Raw genomic sequence first — 17983 nt, forward strand, 5'->3', positions numbered from 1 at the left:
CGCAGTTCAGCGCAATACCGGCGTCTGCCACAACCAGACTTTCATGCCTCCGTGGGCGACCGCGGCCCCTTGTGGCATCCACGGCAGGCCAGTCGCCTTGGCCAGCGGCGGTTCTGAGGTCACCAGCCCAATCCGCCATCCCTTGAAGTGCAACAGCATGGTCTGCCCGAATGTGCCATAGAGTGGATAGAGCAGCTTCTTGTTCCCGATCCGCGCGCCATACGGTGGGTTGACGATGACCAATCCTGGCGGGCCTTCAGGCGGGCGCACCTCAGCCGCGCCATGACAGGCAAAGACCGTCGATGCCGACACCCCTGCCCGCGCGGCGTTGGCGTTGGCCATGCGGATCGCGCCCGCATCGCGATCAGAACCGAAACTCTGCACCGCAGACACCGACCCCTCGCCAACGTCACGCAAATCCGAGAACCGCTCGGCATCGTAGGATGCCAGTTGCTGAAACGTGAAATCGCGCGACCGTCCGGGGTAAAGCCCTGCCGCGATCTCTGCCGCTTCAATGACAAATGTGCCCGAGCCGCACATCGGATCCACCACCGACTCTTGCCCATCATAGCCACAGGCACGCAGAAACAGCGCGGCAAGGTTTTCCCGCATGGGCGCTTTTCCGACGGCTTCCTTGTGGCCGCGCTGATGCAGGGCCGCGCCGGACGTATCGATACTGATCGTGACCTGATTGTCGATGATCCGCACCTTGAGCACCACCTCGGCGTCAGCCGAGACCGGAATGCCATGACTGTCCCGCAACGCCGTCTCGATCCGCTGCTGTGCCGCCTTGGCGTGATAAATTTTGGAGGCCTTGCAGTTAACCTGCACCTTCACAGGCACATCCGGGCGCAGGACATCGCCCCAGGGGAACTTGCGGCTGCGCTTGTCAAGTTGCGCCAGATGAAACGCCATGAAAGATCCGATGCGCGCCAGCACGCGCGCGGCGCCACGCATCTGCAGATTTGCACGCCAGACCTCGGACCAATCGCCCTGCACCGTCACGCCACCGGGAACGGCGACCGGATTGACGAAACCCTTTTCGTGCGCTTCCTGACAAAGGACGGGTTCAAGGCCGGGCGGGCAGACCAGAAAGATCTCGAAATGCTGCATGCCCTCTCCTTACGCGCTGCTGTCCAATGAGGCGACGGGCTTTTTCAAAAATCCGTCGGGACTCTGAAAGTTCCGCTGAACTGTCAAGATTTGGCCGCAGTGTTCTGCAACAGCTATGGCAATGACCCTTGCGTACACATATCGCGAACAAGTGCGCGTCTCGCGTCAAGACCGGTCGCGGCGCGCGTTTTTCTGGGCCAAGGTCGTCAGCTTTGTGTTGATGATCACGGTGGCCGCCACCCTGCGCGCAGACCCGGAGTTGCGCCGCGTGCTGATAAATGCGGGCATGGATGCGGTTTCAAGGGTCATGCAGGTATCCGGGCAACAAAGTCATATCGCGCAGCACGCCCCGGCAAAAAGTAGCTGGAAACCGAACAAAACCTCTAATCCGACGGGGGCTGCCCCGCTCACACCCGACATCAAGGTCAACCGCTATGGCGCGACCAAACCCGCACAGGCCGTCACGCTTGAGCAGCGACTGAACAATGCCCCCGGCGTCATCCGGCCCTAACCGATCTTCATCAGCTCGATATCAAACTGCAGATCCTTACCCGCCAGCGGGTGATTTGCATCCAGCGTCACGGTTGCCTCGTCAAGTTCCACCACCATCACCGGCAGCGCCTGCCCGTCTGGTGTCTGCATCTGCAGCTGCGTACCGACCTCAAGCGGGATATCCGCCGGGATCCCTTCCCGGGGCACGGCCTGACGCATTTCGGGGTTCAGCGGGCCATAGGCGTCCTGACAGGCAATCTTGACAGTCTTCTTGTCACCGACCTGCATCCCGGGAATGGCAACATCCAGACCGGGAATGATCTGGCCCGAGCCCACCTCGAATTCCAGCGGGTCCCGCCCGTCAGAGCTGTCGAACGTGGTGCCGTCAAGCAACGTGCCTGTATAGTGAATAGCGACTTTATCGCCAGATTTAACTTCGGCCATCGGTTTGGTCCTATCTGTCGGGGGGAATGGAGGAGGAGGCCGCGTGTCTTGCGCGGGTGCTCAGTTCGGCGACAACCTGTCAAAGCGACAGCCAAGAGTAAACCCCGGGGCCAGGGCAAATTCTGGCCTTTCACCCCCCGCCGCCCCGTGACAATCTGGCGCGAAGGATTGCCCGGAGACCCCAATGCCCATCACAACATGTGTCTTTGACGCCTACGGCACGCTTTTTGACGTTGCCGCCGCCGCCCGCCAGGCCGCGTCAGAGCCGGCCTTTGCCGCCATCAAGGATACCTGGCCGCAACTGGCCGAACACTGGCGCCTCAAGCAACTGCAGTATTCCTGGCTACGCGCGGTCGCACGGTCCCATACGGATTTCTGGGAAGTCACCCAAAACGGCCTGGATTGGGCCTTGGAAAAAACCGGCCACGAGGGTGATCCGGCCCTGCGCGAAAGGTTGCTTGCTTTGTATTGGGAATTGCAGGCTTACCCGGAAGTACCGCAGATGCTGCGCACGCTGAAAGACGCGGGTCTCAACACTGCAATTCTGTCCAATGGCTCTCCGGAAATGCTGGACGGCGCCGTAAATTCCGCCGGGATCCGCGATGTGCTGGATGTCTCGCTCTCGGTCGAAAGCGTGGGCATCTTCAAACCCGACGCCTCTGTTTACGATCTGGTCGGGACCCACTTTGGCTGTGTCAAGGCCGAGGTGCTTTTCGTCTCTTCCAACGGATGGGACGCGGCAGCGGCAACGGGGTATGGGTTTACCACCGCATGGGTTAATCGCGCAGGCGAGCCAATGGACCGCTTGCCCTGGACACCCGCCCGCGTTCTGACCGATCTCACTGGCATTCCTCAACTGGCAGGTCTCTGATGGCACATTTCACTTCTTCCGATGGTCTTGAACTTTACTTTACGGACGAGGGGACCGGCCTGCCGATCCTGTGTCTGCCCGGGTTGACCCGCACCACAGCAGACTTCGACTATGTGACACCGCATCTTGCAGACAACAGGCTGATCAAGATGGATTATCGCGGGCGCGGACAATCGGATTTCGATGACAACTGGGAAAACTACGCCCTGCCCATCGAATGCCGCGATGTTCTGGAATTGCTGGATCATCTCGGTATCGAAAAAACCGCGATCCTCGGCACGTCGCGCGGTGGGCTAAACGCCATGGGGCTTGCGATGGGCGCAAAAGACAGATTGCTGGGCGTGGCCCTCAACGATATCGGACCGGAAATCGACCCGAAAGGCATCGCATTCATCATGGGGTATCTGGGCCGCAATCCGACGGCCAGAACCCACGCCGAAGCCGCCGCGATCATGCCGCATGTTTTCACCGAGTTTGACAACGTCCCCGAAGAGCGCTGGATGCGCGAGGTGGTCAAGAATTATACCCAGACTGACGACGGGCTTCAGATCACATATGACCCCAAACTGCGGGACGCGCTTGAAGCCCAGGGCGCGCAGCCTGCGCCAGACCTGTGGCCCTACTTCGACGCCATGGCGGGCTTGCCGCTGGCCTGCATCCGGGGCGCGAACTCGAACCTCTTTGCGGCAGACACCCTTGCTGAGATGCAGCGCCGTCGCCCTGACATGATCACCGCCGTCGTCCCCGGACGCGGACATATTCCCTTTCTGGACGAGCCCGAAGCGATTGCCGCGTTGCGCACATGGGTGGAGGCGATGCAATGAACATTGATATGATCCGCGCTGCAGCTGAACGTCTGAGCGGTCATGCGCGGCGCACGCCGTTCTTGAATTCGCCCTTTATTGACGACATTGCGGGCCGCCGGGTCTGGGTCAAGCCTGAGTGTTTGCAACACACAGGCAGTTTCAAGTTTCGCGGGGCATGGTCGGCGCTGTCAGCCATGGACGATGCCCAGCGCAGTGGCGGCGTCGTCGCGTTTTCCAGCGGCAACCATGCGCAAGGGGTGGCCTATGCTGCCAAACTGCACGGCGTCGCCGCCGTGATCGTCATGCCGTCGGATTCCCCCGCGCTCAAGATCGCGAACACGCGCGCCTTCGGGGCTGAGGTGATCCTCTATGACCGCGAGACTGAAAACCGCGAGGAAATTGGCGCTGATCTAAGCGCAAAACGGGGCCTGACCCTGATCAAGCCCTTCGATGAACCGCAAGTGATCGCCGGGCAAGGCACTTGCGGTCTGGAAATCGCAGAGCAGGCGGCTCAGGCCGGGGTGACCAAAGCCGACGTGATCGTCTGCTGTGGCGGTGGCGGTCTGACATCCGGCATCGCCCTGGCGCTTGAAGCCGAAGCGCCAGGCCTGCGCGCCCGCCCGGCAGAGCCGGAAGGGTTTGACGATGTGGCGCGCTCATTGCGTTCTGGCGGGATTGAGCGGAATAACCGCAGCGCAGGCAACATCTGCGACGCTATCCTGACCCCGCAACCGGGCGACATCACCTTCCCGATCCTGCACCGCCTATGTGGCCCGGGCCTTGTGGTCAGCGAACACGACGTGCTGGCGGCCATGGGCCATGCCTTCAACCGCCTCAAGGTTGTGGCGGAACCGGGCGGCGCTGCTGCCCTTGCCGCCGCGCTTTTTCGCCAAGATGAAATCGACGGCGAAGATGTGATTGTCACCATTTCAGGCGGCAACGTTGACGCACCAATGTTTCAGCGCGCCCTGGAGACCCTATGACCCAGTTCACCATCGCCAGTTTCAACGTCAAAAACCTGATTGGGCCGGATCAGGAATACTACAAGTTTCAATCCTACACACCCGAGGAATACGCCTGGAAAGAAGACTGGCTGGCAGATCAGATCACGGCATTAAACGCCGATATCATCGGTTTTCAGGAAATCTTCGACGAACAAAGTCTGCGCGACACCATCGCGCGCGCCGACACATACGGGCTGTCCAATAATGAGGCCGCCCTGCCCGGTGAGGACAAACGTTACCGTCACCGCGCAATTTTTGACCGGCTGGCCTATCGCGACTACGGCAATGCCGCATTGGCTTTTGCCCCAAATGTGCATGACGGGCAACCGGGGCAGCGGCGCCCGGGGCTGGCTGTGCTGTCACGGCTGGGGTTCGCCGACGAACCGCAGATCATTCAGGTGCTGGATCAGCCGCTTGATATTCCATTCAAAACCTTTGGGGATGGCGATGGGGGCTATTACCGCATCCAGAAACTCAGCCGCCCGATCCTGAAAGTGCGGGTGCCTGTTGGGGGCACTGTTGTGACCGTGTTTAACTGCCACCTCAAATCCAAGCTGGGTGAATTTATCAAGCAGGAAGGGGCGGACGAATATCCCGCAGAAGCAGACCTGACAAACTACGACCCGGTAAGCCGCGCACTGGGGGCTGCACGTTCGGCGATGCGTCGGATGGCCGAAGCCTGGGTGCTGCGCGGTGCCATCATCGGAGAACTGAAGCAGAACCGCCCCGTGATGGTGCTGGGCGATTTCAACGACAGCGAAAACGCTGTCAGTTCCGAGATCATTTCGGGCGAGGTTCCGTTCCGCAACTATGCCTGGATGCTGCGCCATGACGCCCAGCACCGCGGCGATAGATACTCAGATGAAGAAAGCGCGCAGATCACCGAAGACATCGAAGCTGTGCGTCTGCACTCAGCGGAAAAACTGTTTGTAAGTAAAAGCTTGCGCGACATGATCTATACGTCGGCGTTTGGCGGCGTCTACGAAAGCATCGACCGGATTCTGATGTCGCGGCATTTTCTGTCTGACTGGCAGGACCACATCGGCCATATGGCGTATTTCAGTGTGCTCAACGATCATCTGACCGATGGCAGCCACCCGGAGGCGCCCTATAACAAGCTCGCCTCAGACCACGGGCAGATCATGGCGACCATTCAGATGCGGGAGGGATCGTGATGCAGATATTCGATACCGGGGACGTCCGTCTGCACTATCGTGTGGATGGGCCCGACGACGGCGCGCCGGTGGTCTTTGCCAATTCTCTGGGCACGGATCTTCGGCTTTGGGATCCGATTTTGCCCCTCCTGCCTCAGGGGTTGCGCATCATTCGATTTGACAAGCGCGGGCACGGGTTGTCCTCTTGTCCCCCGGCACCTTACTCCATGGGCGCGCTGATTACCGATTGCGAGCGCCTGCTGGACCATGTTGGTGTGAAGGAATGCGTTTTTGTAGGTCTGTCGATCGGCGGCATGATCGCCCAGGGTCTCGCGGTCAAACGGCTTGATCTGATCCGCGCAATGGTGCTTTCGAATACCGCAGCCAAGATTGGCACGCCGGATCTTTGGGCCGAGCGGATCAAGGGCGTCGAACACGGTGGCATAGAAAGCCTTGCCGATGCCGTGATGGAGCGCTGGTTCTCCGCCCAATTCTGCGCCACGCCGGAATTGGAACTTTGGCGCAATATGCTGGTGCAGCAGACGGCCGCAGGCTATGCGGGCTGTTCGGCGGCCATATCCGGCACGGATTTCTACACGCCGACCAGCGGTTTGCGCCTGCCGGTGCTGGGCATTGCAGGATCCGAAGATGGCTCTACCCCGCCCGATCTGGTGCGTGAAACGGTTGACCTGATCCCGGCGTCCAGGTTCCATCTGATCCGCAAGGCGGGGCATCTGCCTTGTGTTGAACAACCTGCGGAATACGCCCGCGTGCTTACCGACTTTCTCAAATCGGTGGGGCATATCTAAATGGCCGCCAGTGTCTTTGACAGCCCCCTCTACAGCCAGCTTTTCCCGACCGGAGAGGTCGGGCGCCTGTTTTCTGACGGGGCCGCCGTTCGGGCGATGCTGCTGGTCGAAGGGGCATTGGCCAAGGTTCAGGGTGGGCTTGGCGTCATTCCCGAAATCTCTTCCGCCGCGATCCATCGCGCCTCGCTCGAGGTGCAGATCGACCCCGGTGCGCTTGCCGAAGCGACGGGTCAGAACGGGGTCAGCGTGCCCGGTCTGGTCACCGCTTTTCGCGCTGAGATGAAAGCACCCGAACACGCCCAGTACGCCCACTGGGGCGCCACATCCCAAGACATTATCGACACCGGGCTGATGCTGCGCCTGCGCCAGGCACTTGCCCTCGCCGAGGCAGATTTGATCATGGTTGCCAAAGCCCTGGGCACCAGCGCGAAAGATCATGCGGGCCTTGCCATGCCCGCCCGGACCTACGCGCAACACGCCACACCGACAACCTGGGGCGCAGTTCTGGCACAGTTTGGCGCACCGCTGATTGACGCGCTGGACGCGCTCGAACGTCTGCGGGCGGCGTCGCTATGGGTATCCCTGTCCGGTGCTGCCGGCACCGGGTCCGCACTTGGGCCGCAGATCGCAGAAACCCGCAAGGGCTTGGCCGAAGCCTTGGGGTTAGCTGATCCCGCTCGGTCCTGGCATACGGATCGGGGTCCGATCCTGCGCATTGCAGACTGGCAGGGTCAGGTCATGGCTGCCCTGGGGCATATGGCACAGACCCTGATCGCGCTCAGTTCCAGCGATGTGGGCGAAGTGGCCCTTGGCCCGGCAGGTGCGTCATCGACCATGCCGCAAAAACAGAACCCGGTGGGCGCAAGTGCCATGCTCGCACTGAGCCAGCAGTTCAGCGGACTGCGCGCCAGCCTTCAGACCGCAGCCCATCATACGCATCAACGGGACGGGGCGGCGTGGTTTACCGAATGGATGGTCGTCCCTCAGCTTTGTCTGGGCCTTTCCGCCGCGCTGCATCACGCCAAAGCGCTGGCAGAGCACATGACGCCACACCCGGTGCAGATGGACGCAGCGCTGGCAGCCGGTCTGGGCCTTGTGAACGCCGAAGCACTAAGTTTCGCCCTTTCGAAAACCATGCCCCGACCAGAGGCCCAAAAAGCGGTCAAGGCGCTTTGCCACGAAGCACTTGCCAAGCGCGCGCCGCTGGAAGGTCTGGCCCGGGCAGCCTACCCCGATCTGCCGCCCGAGGTTTTTGACCCCGCAACGGGCATCGGCGAGGCCGAGGCGCAGGCCCATGCCTTTGCCACCCGCGCCCGCGTGCTCTGACCCCTATGCGCCCCGCAGTCCTGTTCATTCTGTTGACCGTCATGATCGATGCGATGGGCATCGGTCTGATGATCCCGGTGATGCCGGACCTCATTCAGGAGGTCCATGGTGGCACACTTGCGCAGGCCGCCCTTTGGGGTGGCATCCTGTCGACGAGCTTTGCGGTGATGCAGTTTCTCTTTGGCCCGGTCCTTGGCGGCCTCTCGGACCGGTTTGGTCGCCGGCCCATCCTGCTGATCTCCACGCTGGTCATGGCGGCTGACTATGTCGTGCTGGCCGTTGCGGGCAGTGTGTGGCTGTTGCTGGCAGGAAGGATCGTGGGCGGGATCACAGCGGCCACGCAATCCACTGCAGCAGCCTATATGGCGGACATTTCAGCGCCGGAAAAGCGCGCGGCAAACTTTGGCCTCATCGGCGCAAGCTTTGGCGCCGGCTTTGTGCTCGGGCCGCTGATCGGTGGTTTTCTGGCCGAATTCGGCACGCGCGCGCCATTCTGGGCCGCCGCGGTTTTGTCAGCATGCAACGCAGCACTTGGATACTTTGTGTTGCGCGAAAGCGTCAAAGACGAGAACCGCCGCCCGTTCTCGCTGTCCCGTGCAAACCCCTTTGGCGCGCTCAAACACCTGGGAAGGCTGCCCGGAGTCAAGCAGTTGCTGCTGGTCTATTTTCTTTATCACGTTGCCTTTGCGGTCTACCCATCGGTCTGGCCCTATTTCGCAGTAGAGCGTTTCGAGTGGGAGCCTCGGATGATCGGCGTCTCGCTGGCATTCTTTGGGGTGGTCATGGCGCTGGTACAGGCCGGTCTGATCCGCGTCGCCCTCAGGTTTATCGGAGAACGTGGCACCGTTGTGGCAGGTCACCTGTTTGCGATCGCGGGCTATTGCGCACTCTCTCTGACAACCTCAGGCTGGATGGCGCTCATGCTTACCCCGCTGGCGGCATTGGGCGGTGTCATTGCGCCTGCATTGCAGGGCATCATGTCGCAACGTGTGGCAGACAATGCGCAGGGCGAGCTGCAGGGCGCGCTTACCTCTGCGGGATCGCTGGCGATGATCCTGTCCCCGCTTGTGATGACCGCGACGTTCTCGCGGTTTGCCAGCGAAGGGGCACCCGTCTATCTGCCCGGCGCACCTTTTTTACTGGCGATGGGGCTGGCGCTGCTGGCGTTGGTTTTGTTTCTGCTGCGGCCACGACGGCGCTCGACCCCAAGTTAGGCTGTGTTTCAACTCTTGCGCGGAAGACAGAATCCGCGCAACCCTGCCGCAAAACCAGACCAGCCCGAAAGGACGCGCCACGTGCAAACCATCAAAGCCGCCGTTGCCCATGAATTTGGCGCCCCCCTTGTCATCGAGGACGTCCAATTGCGCGCGCCCGAGGGCAGCGAAGTGGAGGTCACACTCGAGGCCGTGGCGATCTGCCATTCCGATATCTCCTTTGCCAGCGGCGGCTGGGGCGGGTCATTGCCAGCCGTCTACGGCCACGAAGCCGCCGGGCGCATCACCGGCATGGGTCCGAATGTGCGTGGACTCAAAATGGGCGATCCGGTGATTGTCACGCTCATTCGCGCCTGCGGGACGTGCCCCTCATGTGCCGGGGGCAAACCGACCGTCTGCGAAACCCCGGTTGATGGGGATCACGGGCCCTTGAAAACCGCTGATGGCGGCAAGCTCAATCAGGCGATGGCATCTGGCGCATTTGCCGAAAAAGTTGTGGTCGAAGCGGTGCAGGTTGTGAAAATCACCGACGAGATCCCCATGCCGTCCGCGTGCCTGATTGCCTGCGGCGTCATCACCGGCGTGGGTGCCGTCGTCAATGCTGCCAACCTGCGCGCAGGCCAGGACGTGGTGGTGATCGGCGCAGGCGGCGTCGGACTCAACGCCATTCAGGGCGCGCGGATCGCGGGGGCGCGGCGCATCGTGGCCGTAGACATGAGCGAGGAAAAGCTGGACATCGCCCGCGAGTTTGGTGCGACCGACGGTGTACTGGCGACCGACGCCAAACCATGGCGCAAGGCGATGAAGGCGATGGGTCGTGGCGCGGACGCGGTGATCGTGACAGTGGGTGCTGTGCCTGCCTATGACGCCGCCCCCAGGTATCTGGCAGGCGGCGGCAAGGTGATCATGGTCGGCATGCCGCATTCAGGCGCGATGTCGACCTATGAGCCAGTTATGCTGGCCGCAACCGGCCAAGGCATGGTCGGTTCCAAAATGGGCGATGTTGTCATCCAGCGGGACATCCCATGGATGGTGGACCTGTATGAACAAGGCCGTCTGAAACTGGATGAGCTGATATCGGGCACATGGTCTCTGGATCAGATCAACGAAGCCATCGAAGATACCAAGACGGGTGCTGCGCGGCGCAATGTCATCGTCTTTGACACCTGACACTTCAGAGGGCTGGCAATGAAACTTCAAGATCTCGACGTCATCATCACCAGCCCGCCAGCCCCCGGCTGGGGCGGGCGTTACTGGATTCTGGTGAAGGTCACCACCGATACCGGCGTGACCGGTTGGGGCGAATGCTATGCCTCTTCTGTCGGCCCGCGCGCGATGGAACACGTCATCCGGGATGTGTTCGAACGCCATATGGCAGGCGAAAATCCCGAGAACATCGAACTGATGTTCCGCCGTGTCTATTCCAGCGGCTTTACCCAACGCCCCGATCTCACCGTCATGGGCGCCTTTTCCGGGCTGGAGATCGCCTGCTGGGACATCCTTGGCAAAGACCGCGACCGCCCGGTCTATGCATTGCTGGGCGGCAAGATGAACGACCGCATCCGCGCCTATACCTATCTCTACCCCCTGCCCCACCACGATCTCGGTGCCTTCTGGACCTCACCCGAGATGGCAGCCGAGGCCGCCGCCGATTGCGTGGCTCGCGGATACACCGCGATCAAGTTTGATCCGGCAGGCCCCTACACCCTCCGGGGGGGACATATGCCCGCGATGTCGGACATTTCGATGTCTGTCGCGTTCTGCAAGGCGATCCGCGAGGCTGTGGGCGACAAGGCCGATCTGCTCTTTGGCACTCACGGTCAATTCACCACCGCAGGCGCAATCCGTCTGGGACAGGCGTTAGAACCCTATGCGCCCTTGTGGTTCGAAGAGCCCATTCCGCCAGACAACGTCGAAGAAATGGCCAAGGTCGCGCGCGCTGTGCGCATCCCTGTCTCCACTGGCGAGCGGCTGACGACAAAGGCCGAATTCGCGTCTGTCTTGCAATCGGGAGCGGCCACGATCCTGCAACCCGCACTGGGCCGCGCCGGGGGCATCTGGGAGATGAAGAAGGTCGCCGCATTGGCAGAAGTCTTTAACGCGCAGATGGCGCCGCATCTTTACGCCGGGCCCGTAGAATGGGCCGCGAACATCCACCTGGGCGTCAGTATTCCCAACATCCTGATGGCCGAAACCATCGAGACGCCCTTCCATGATGCCCTGATCAAAAGCGCCATACGGGTAGAGGACGGCTTCATCCCCGCGCCGACAGCCCCCGGATTGGGGATCGACGTGGACGAAGACCTGGCCCGGGCCCACCCCCTGACCGGGGATCACCTGCACCTCGAGATGCGCGAAGAGCCCTGTGATTACGTCAATGGCAATGCCTTCGAAGGCGGCGCACCAGCCCCGCGGGACTAACGAACACCACGCGCGCAGTCTGGCAGGCCGTGCTCAGGTTTCCGGATCCTGCGAGGTCAGTTCCAACGCGCTCAGGGCTTCGGCATGGGCGTTTTGCAAGGCGGCAGGGTCGCGGCTGGCCTCTTTGATGGCAATCTGACTGATAACCTGCACGATCAACCCTTTCACCGCGACATAGCTGTGCAGAATGGCCTGATCCCCCTTGGCATGGGCAAGGTTGTAGCTGAGCGTTCCAAATGGGGCGCCAGCGGCGGTCGCTGAACTAAGGTCGATAAATTCAAACCCGCGACCAAGAGCAACGGCCTGCTGCGATACACTGTCGATGATCAGGGATTCGATATCGGACTGCACCGCGTCCTCTTCCGGCACCTCCTGCACCACCACCTTTGATAAATACCCTGCCTGATGCAGCCAAAAGCTCATGCCCGTCGTTTCGCCGCCATCCAGACGCGAAAACGTTTCACCCTGGCAGAATGCGGCACCCGGCCCAGCCACATCACAGGCGGAGGTTTTTGTTTCGGCTCCTGCCGTATGCGAAAGGGACAAAACGAAGAAGGCTGAAAAAAGAAAACTTTTCATTGGAACTCCGGCAAAGGGTCACGCGTTATATTATCTGACGAAAATTTTCGTCACCGATCAAACGCTGCCGGATCACGTTTCGGTTTGTAGCGGATTTGCATGAAAAGTGATGCAATTTTGCGTCACGCGCGCTCAATAAAGCGGCGACAAGGCTTTAGAACACCAGATATAGCGCTGCCGCTGACATCACCACAAAAAGGCGTCAGGTACGCGACGCCTCGAACGCAGCCCATGCGCCCTCGAATGCCTCGAAATCGATCCGCTTGCCCTTGGTGGCGTCCAGCACGACTTTTTCAGACTTGAAAAGCTGCGCAATGGCCGCTTCCAGTGCCGGTATCACATCCTGCGGGATCACCACTGCACCGTGCCTGTCTGCATGAACAAGTGCGCCGGGCGCGACAGACATGCCCTGCACTTCGACAGGCTGGTCAAAGTCCACCACATGCACAAATCCATGGCTTGGCCCGATCGACCCTGCAACCACAGGAAACCCGTCCGGCAGATCGCCAAGATCGCGCATCACACCGTCCGTCAGCGCACCGGACAAACCAAAGGCCTTGTGCACGTTTGTGTTGATTTCGCCCCAATAGGCACCGATGGCGTTTGGCACATCCATATCCTGAACCACGGCCACACCCGGGCGCGGGCCTTCGGCCATGTACTTGTAGTAGGCCATGCGCCGCGCCCTGATCACATCAGCATCTTCGGTGGGTGGGTTCACCGCCTGAATGCGGGCGGTACGCGCGTAGCCCACCATCGCCGCACCGGGGGCAGAGGATTGCATCGTCCCACGGGTGAAATCATTGAACCCCCGCTTGCCCTGCGCCACCTCGATGGCATTGCACACCGTAGGCGTATCGCAGCGTTTCAACAGCGCGTGCAGGCTCTCGTTCATACCCGCGCACTCGCCAGTTTAGCGCCCTGCGACATCGCATTCATCTTGGCATAGGCAATCTCCGGATCGACCGCGCCATAGCCCGCAAAGGTGCCAAATCCGCAGTCAGAGCCTGCTATGACGCGCTCCGGCCCGACGATGTCCGCAAAGCGTTCGATCCGCTGGGCCACGACCTCGGGGTGTTCGACAAAGTTCGTAGTGGTATCGACCACGCCGGGAACCAGTACCTTATCGTCCGGGATATCGCCCTTTCGGTCCCGGAACACGGTCCATTCATGGGCATGGCGCGGGTTGGACGTTTCAAAAAGCACATAGCGGGATTTGGTCGACATCAGGGTGTCGAACACCTTTTCCATCCCGATATCGCAGACGTGCGGGCCTTCGTAGTTCCCCCAGCAGATGTGAATGCGCACCTTGTCCTGTGGCACGTCCTGCAACGCGTGGTTCAGCGCCTCGACATGGCTGTTTGCAATCTTAAGGAATTCTGCGTCGCTCAGATCATTGAACAGCATGTGCCGCGATAGCGCCAGATCAGGGCAATCAAGCTGCAGATCAAGCCCGGCAGCAACGATGGTCTGGTACTCCTCTTTCATCGCATCGGCGAGGGCTGCCAGATAGGCCTCGCGCGACTTGTAGTGATCGTTTTGAAGAAACAGCGAAATCACACCGGGCGACGCGGCATTCATGAACCCCCGCTCGGCGCCGTGCTCTGCCATCGCAGCCTTAAGATTGCTGATGTCCTTGTTAAGCTCTTCCTGCCCTTTGGATCTGACGTCACCGGTACACATTGGTCGCGCGTATTGAGGGGTGCCGCCATCATCTGCCAGCCGCTTGAGGAACGAGGGGAATTTCTTGAGGTCCGCAGGCGCGTTGCGCGGGCTGTCGCCGGAAAATCCGGTATAGCGGTCTTTGACGTAGGTCGCATAGCTGATCTTAGATGTCTCGCCATCGCTGACGATATCGACACCCGCCTCGATCTGGCGGCGCACCGTTTCAGAGACATTGCGCGTCATGCAGGCGTCGAAATCCGCCTGCGCGTAGGGGGTTTCGTTTTCGCGGGCAAAGATGAAATCCACGACCTCCTGTGGCCGCGGCATGGAGCCGACGGACGTTGTTTTGATGCTCATTTCAGGGTCCTTCAATTATGAGGGTCGCGTCATCACCGCCGCCCGTCAGCCGAACCGGCACAGGTGCGATAAGTTGGTTATATCGGTCGTTAAACGGCGTCGAGATTTTCTCAAGCCCGGACCCAAGAGGGGCCGGAAACCCCGTCGCCGTCCAGGTCTTTGCGCAAAACCGGCGGGCGTCCTGCAGGGCTGGTCCAAGGCCACTGACTGACAGTGTGAACTTTCTCAGCACGCCAATCCTCAGTGACACAAACGAGGCCCGTTCAAGCGCCTCAAAAAGCGGATCGTCCATTGCCACCTGCGCATGCCACGCCCGGTCAGGCTTGCTGTACCTCACAACCGGCAGGCGGTACCGATAGCCATCGACCAGATATTCGATATCGCGGCGCTGGGACTGGCTGGGCCGGATCAGCTGATCGCTGAAAAAGGCCGTGAAATACCAGGGCCGCGCGACGTTTGATAAACTGCGCCGGGTATCGAGCACGGGCTTATTCTGGACAGACCGGGCTGCACAGACAAACCCAACACCGGATTGACCAAAGCTGACGACACCTGCGGCATAGATGCCATCATCGCTGGTGCGTGACGCCCAGTCTTGTGCGTACACCACCCCGACCTGCAGGCCCACAAAGCAGACGGCAGCAAGGGCGGAACGGAACAGGCGCGCTGTGTGTCTCATCAGATCATCCCAGATGCCGGCTGAGAAACGCCAGCCAGTTTTCGTTGCAGATCTTGGTGATCAGCGCCTCACCATAGCCATGCTGGCGCATCGCCTCTACCAGATTTGGCAGGTCACCGGCATGGTCAATGCCTTCAGGCATCGGCGCGCCGTCGAAGTCTGATCCCAGCCCAACGTGATCCTCGCCCGCCATTTCAAGCATATGATCAAGTTGGCGCAAGCAATCCTCCAGGCCCGCCTTGCCCGTGCGCCAGCCGTCATCGCTTAAAAACAGCGTTGCGAAATTCAGGCCCGCCATGCCTTTCGTCTCGCCGATCGCCCGCAGTTGCGCATCCGTCAGATTGCGGGCGTTGCGAGCCAGTTCCCAGGCGTTGGAATGGGTGGCGACCAACGGCAGGCCCGCCTCGCCCACATCCCAAAATCCCTTCATGGTCAGATGACTGGTATCGATCATGACGCCCAATTCGGCGCACCGCGCGATCAGGCGCTTGCCGTCTGCCGTCAGGCCTGCGCCGGTATCGCCATCGGTGTTGTTCTCAAATGGCACACCCTGCCCAAAGATCGTATGCCGCGACCACACCGGTCCAAGCGACCGCAGGCCCATTGCGAAAAGCGCATCCAGCGCCAGCAGATCCGACCCGATGCAATCGGCCCCCTCCAGATGCAGCACACAGGTCAGCCTGTCAGAAACAAAACTGCGCCCCAGCGTCTGCGCGTCTGTACAGATGTCAATGTAGCCCGCAGACTGCAGCTGCGCCGCAATCCCCGCCTGTCCGATGGCGGCGACCAATGCCTGACGTTCCGGCAGGGCGGTCGGCATCGGCAATTCCAGATCCCCCCCCTCGAAGATGGACAGATCAAAAGGCGCGCGCTTTCCCGGAGAATAGAGCGCAAAGAACCCGCCGCCAAATCCCCCTGCTGCGGCATGAGGCATGTTGATATGACCAACCGGCTGCGCAAAGTCGCGCACCGGGTCGTCAGATCCGCACCATAACCGACCCAGCGCATCGTTATGTCCGTCAAAAACCCGCATCATACGTCCCGGGCGTGATCATAGGGGGCCGTATCCGGAACCCGGGCGACAACCCTGACCTCATGCATCACCCCCGGTGTCGCAAGGGCCGCCACGCCAATGGCTGTCCAGGCCGGAAAGGGTTGGGTCACCACACGGGCGCGGACAGTGCGAAAACTGGGTAATGTTTCATGGATATCAACGTGATAGCTTGTCATCTCCACAACATCAGACCACCCGCAACCCGCCTCTTCCAAGACGGCTGCGACCCGCTCAAACGCGATACGCGCCTGATCCTCCGGGGTAGGTGGCGCGCCGGGCTTGTCTGCAAAGTGGCCCGTCATGCCGGTAAGGAAAAGAAACCCATTCGCCACCAAACCGGGCGACATCTGCCAATCGTCGACATAACCTTCGAAACCCGGTGGATTTATCTGGCGATGGTCGCTCATCCTTTCCAGGTCGCTCCGGCTGCGTCATCGGTGGCGATGATGTGGTACAGGGCCGCCTCTCCGGTCATCGAAGGCTGGGCTGAATGGGCAAGGTTCTCAGGAACCGACATTGTATCGCCGGGGGCTAGGGTCGCGCTGCCGCCGTCGTAATCCACACGCCAATGGCCCTTGACGGGCATCAGCACCGAGGGTCGGTCGTGCTGATGTTTGGTCGCCGTGGCAGAGCCACGCGTGATGAAATCCACCTCAAAGCCCGGCTTGTCACGGATAATCCCGGTCTCACCGATGACTTTCACCGGCTTTTCCCCTGCCAACGCCACCATATCCAGATACCGCCTGACATAGCCACCAACCACCTGCATGGCACTTGGACAATCAACTTTCGCAAGCTCTTCCTTGGTCAAAAGCGGCATCGGCGACATGCCGCCCGGCAGGCTCTCGCCTTTCTTGCTGTCATATAGTTTGCCGTTCTCCCCCAGCACGAGCCCGTGATCGGCAGCATCCTGAATGACATGCGGTGCCCAGATTACGCCTCCGCCAGCGTCATCGCCCCCAAGGATCGCCATGATCATCCCATAGTCCGTGCCAATGTTTTCGAACCCGCGAAAGATGTTGGTGGGGATGTTAAAGATATCGCCCTCCTCCATGATCACCTCACCCGCGTCACCCCTTTCGCCCCAGAAGAACCGCCAGCGGCCCTTGAGCACGAAAAAGACCTCAGCCGTACGGTGGTTGTGCAGAGAGTTGCGGCATTTCGGCGGCTGGCCCGCCGCCCCGATGTTAAAGCCGTGCGGAATGGAGATATGGACATGCTGATCGGGGCTTTCAGAAACCCCGCCGCCGATGATGGTGAAATTCTCTTTCTGATCGGATCCGGGCGTGTGCGCGTCGATAAAGGCGGTCTTGCAGGGCTGCAGATCGCCATAGCGAACGATGCGGGATTCCATGTCTTGGGGGGTCATGTGGGTGTCCTCAGTTTGGCCAGCTCGGCCTTCAGTTCAGCGTTTTCAGTTTCCAGTCGCGACAGTTCCGGCCCAACCAGAGCGGTCATTTCCTGCGTGTCAAAGCGTGGCGTAATGAATTGCGGACAGTTCCAGTCAAAGGCGGCGATGCGGATGGTCATCACGCGTTCGATGCGGCCCTGTCCTTCGGTCTGCAGGTCTTCGACCATCTCCTGCGCATCCGCTGCATTCACAAGCGTCGCGTAGCCCTGCAGCTTGAGCCGGGCTTTGCGGGCATAATCCATCGCAAAGACCGACACGCGATCGTCCCCTGCCAGATTGCCCTTGGTGATCAATTGCCTGTTGCCGCGATAATCGGCAAATCCAATGGTGCGGTCGTCCAGTACCTTCAGAAATCCAAGCGGTCCGCCGCGATGCTGGATATAGGGCCAGCCGTCACTGTTGACGGTCGCAATGTAAATCGACGTCCGGGACGTCAGAAAGCTCCGCTCCTGTTCACCCAGCGGCTCATCATGCTTGGCATCATAGCGGCGCGCATAGGCGCCTTTGGCGCCGATGGCGTCCTGCTCCGCCTCCACCTGCGCCGTGAACATGATGTCCGCGTAAGAAGTCATGCGTTCCCTCGT

General features: G+C 60.7%; 20 protein-coding genes. 10 read left to right on the forward strand and 10 right to left on the reverse strand.

Annotated elements, in window-relative coordinates; translation table 11 throughout:
* Positions 1 to 6: 6 nt before the first annotated feature.
* Complete coding sequence (locus H9Q16_RS09870) at positions 7 to 1113, reverse strand: THUMP domain-containing class I SAM-dependent RNA methyltransferase (RefSeq protein ID WP_191075269.1); 1107 nt, start codon at positions 1111 to 1113, stop codon at positions 7 to 9.
* A gap of 121 nt (positions 1114 to 1234) precedes the next feature.
* Here H9Q16_RS09870 and H9Q16_RS09875 point away from each other — a divergent pair, with 121 nt between their 5' ends.
* Positions 1235 to 1624 carry a hypothetical protein gene (locus H9Q16_RS09875; protein ID WP_191075270.1) on the forward strand — a complete coding sequence of 130 codons (390 nt, stop codon included), beginning with the start codon at positions 1235 to 1237 and terminating at the stop codon, positions 1622 to 1624.
* On the opposite strand, the gene H9Q16_RS09880 is transcribed toward H9Q16_RS09875, so the two are convergent.
* On the reverse strand, positions 1621 to 2049 hold the full coding sequence (locus H9Q16_RS09880; protein ID WP_191075271.1) for an FKBP-type peptidyl-prolyl cis-trans isomerase: 429 nt from the start codon (positions 2047 to 2049) through the stop codon (positions 1621 to 1623). The genes H9Q16_RS09875 and H9Q16_RS09880 overlap by 4 nt on opposite strands.
* A gap of 184 nt (positions 2050 to 2233) precedes the next feature.
* Here H9Q16_RS09880 and H9Q16_RS09885 point away from each other — a divergent pair, with 184 nt between their 5' ends.
* The 9 genes from H9Q16_RS09885 to H9Q16_RS09925 all read left to right on the forward strand — a co-directional run bounded on the left by H9Q16_RS09885 (position 2234) and on the right by H9Q16_RS09925 (position 11654).
* The gene (locus H9Q16_RS09885) at positions 2234 to 2920 is read left to right on the forward strand and encodes a haloacid dehalogenase type II (RefSeq protein WP_191075272.1); all 687 of its coding nucleotides are present in this window, start codon (positions 2234 to 2236) and stop codon (positions 2918 to 2920) included.
* Complete coding sequence (locus tag H9Q16_RS09890; protein ID WP_191075273.1) at positions 2920 to 3744, forward strand: alpha/beta fold hydrolase; 825 nt, start codon at positions 2920 to 2922, stop codon at positions 3742 to 3744. The genes H9Q16_RS09885 and H9Q16_RS09890 overlap by 1 nt, the downstream gene beginning before the upstream one ends.
* Positions 3741 to 4709, forward strand: coding sequence for a threonine ammonia-lyase (locus H9Q16_RS09895; protein WP_191075274.1), 969 nt, complete (start codon positions 3741 to 3743; stop codon positions 4707 to 4709). Before H9Q16_RS09890 ends, H9Q16_RS09895 begins: the two co-directional genes overlap by 4 nt.
* On the forward strand, positions 4706 to 5905 hold the full coding sequence (locus tag H9Q16_RS09900) for an endonuclease/exonuclease/phosphatase family protein (protein ID WP_191075275.1): 1200 nt from the start codon (positions 4706 to 4708) through the stop codon (positions 5903 to 5905). The genes H9Q16_RS09895 and H9Q16_RS09900 overlap by 4 nt, the downstream gene beginning before the upstream one ends.
* Complete coding sequence (gene pcaD / locus H9Q16_RS09905; RefSeq protein WP_191075276.1) at positions 5905 to 6693, forward strand: 3-oxoadipate enol-lactonase; 789 nt, start codon at positions 5905 to 5907, stop codon at positions 6691 to 6693. Before H9Q16_RS09900 ends, pcaD begins: the two co-directional genes overlap by 1 nt.
* Positions 6694 to 8019: a lyase family protein gene (locus tag H9Q16_RS09910; protein ID WP_191075277.1), complete on the forward strand. Its 1326-nt coding sequence runs from the start codon at positions 6694 to 6696 to the stop codon at positions 8017 to 8019. It begins immediately after the preceding gene.
* A gap of 5 nt (positions 8020 to 8024) precedes the next feature.
* Entirely contained in the window at positions 8025 to 9233 is a 1209-nt protein-coding gene (locus H9Q16_RS09915) for a TCR/Tet family MFS transporter (RefSeq protein WP_191075278.1), read from the forward strand.
* 81 nt (positions 9234 to 9314) lie between these two features.
* Entirely contained in the window at positions 9315 to 10403 is a 1089-nt protein-coding gene (locus H9Q16_RS09920) for a zinc-binding dehydrogenase (protein ID WP_191075279.1), read from the forward strand.
* 18 nt (positions 10404 to 10421) lie between these two features.
* On the forward strand, positions 10422 to 11654 hold the full coding sequence (locus H9Q16_RS09925; protein WP_191075280.1) for a mandelate racemase/muconate lactonizing enzyme family protein: 1233 nt from the start codon (positions 10422 to 10424) through the stop codon (positions 11652 to 11654).
* 33 nt (positions 11655 to 11687) lie between these two features.
* Here H9Q16_RS09925 and H9Q16_RS09930 read toward each other — a convergent pair whose 3' ends face one another.
* The 8 genes from H9Q16_RS09930 to H9Q16_RS09965 all read right to left on the reverse strand — a co-directional run bounded on the left by H9Q16_RS09930 (position 11688) and on the right by H9Q16_RS09965 (position 17971).
* Positions 11688 to 12233: a hypothetical protein gene (locus H9Q16_RS09930; RefSeq protein WP_191075281.1), complete on the reverse strand. Its 546-nt coding sequence runs from the start codon at positions 12231 to 12233 to the stop codon at positions 11688 to 11690.
* A gap of 202 nt (positions 12234 to 12435) precedes the next feature.
* Positions 12436 to 13128, reverse strand: coding sequence for an RraA family protein (locus tag H9Q16_RS09935; RefSeq protein ID WP_191075282.1), 693 nt, complete (start codon positions 13126 to 13128; stop codon positions 12436 to 12438).
* Complete coding sequence (locus H9Q16_RS09940) at positions 13125 to 14255, reverse strand: cobalamin-independent methionine synthase II family protein (RefSeq protein WP_191075283.1); 1131 nt, start codon at positions 14253 to 14255, stop codon at positions 13125 to 13127. Before H9Q16_RS09940 ends, H9Q16_RS09935 begins: the two co-directional genes overlap by 4 nt.
* A gap of 1 nt (position 14256) precedes the next feature.
* On the reverse strand, positions 14257 to 14934 hold the full coding sequence (locus tag H9Q16_RS09945; protein ID WP_191075284.1) for a hypothetical protein: 678 nt from the start codon (positions 14932 to 14934) through the stop codon (positions 14257 to 14259).
* A gap of 4 nt (positions 14935 to 14938) precedes the next feature.
* Entirely contained in the window at positions 14939 to 15967 is a 1029-nt protein-coding gene (locus H9Q16_RS09950) for a dipeptidase (RefSeq protein WP_246455698.1), read from the reverse strand.
* Positions 15967 to 16395: a RidA family protein gene (locus tag H9Q16_RS09955; protein ID WP_191075286.1), complete on the reverse strand. Its 429-nt coding sequence runs from the start codon at positions 16393 to 16395 to the stop codon at positions 15967 to 15969. The genes H9Q16_RS09950 and H9Q16_RS09955 overlap by 1 nt, the downstream gene beginning before the upstream one ends.
* Positions 16392 to 17357, reverse strand: coding sequence for a cupin domain-containing protein (locus tag H9Q16_RS09960; protein ID WP_191075287.1), 966 nt, complete (start codon positions 17355 to 17357; stop codon positions 16392 to 16394). The genes H9Q16_RS09955 and H9Q16_RS09960 overlap by 4 nt, the downstream gene beginning before the upstream one ends.
* Positions 17354 to 17971 carry a pyridoxamine 5'-phosphate oxidase family protein gene (locus H9Q16_RS09965; protein ID WP_191075288.1) on the reverse strand — a complete coding sequence of 206 codons (618 nt, stop codon included), beginning with the start codon at positions 17969 to 17971 and terminating at the stop codon, positions 17354 to 17356. The genes H9Q16_RS09960 and H9Q16_RS09965 overlap by 4 nt, the downstream gene beginning before the upstream one ends.
* Positions 17972 to 17983 lie beyond the last annotated feature (12 nt).

Origin of the sequence: Sulfitobacter aestuariivivens (assembly GCF_014763045.1) — a bacterium.
In the GTDB taxonomy this organism is placed as follows: Bacteria; Pseudomonadota; Alphaproteobacteria; order Rhodobacterales; family Rhodobacteraceae; genus Sulfitobacter; species Sulfitobacter aestuariivivens.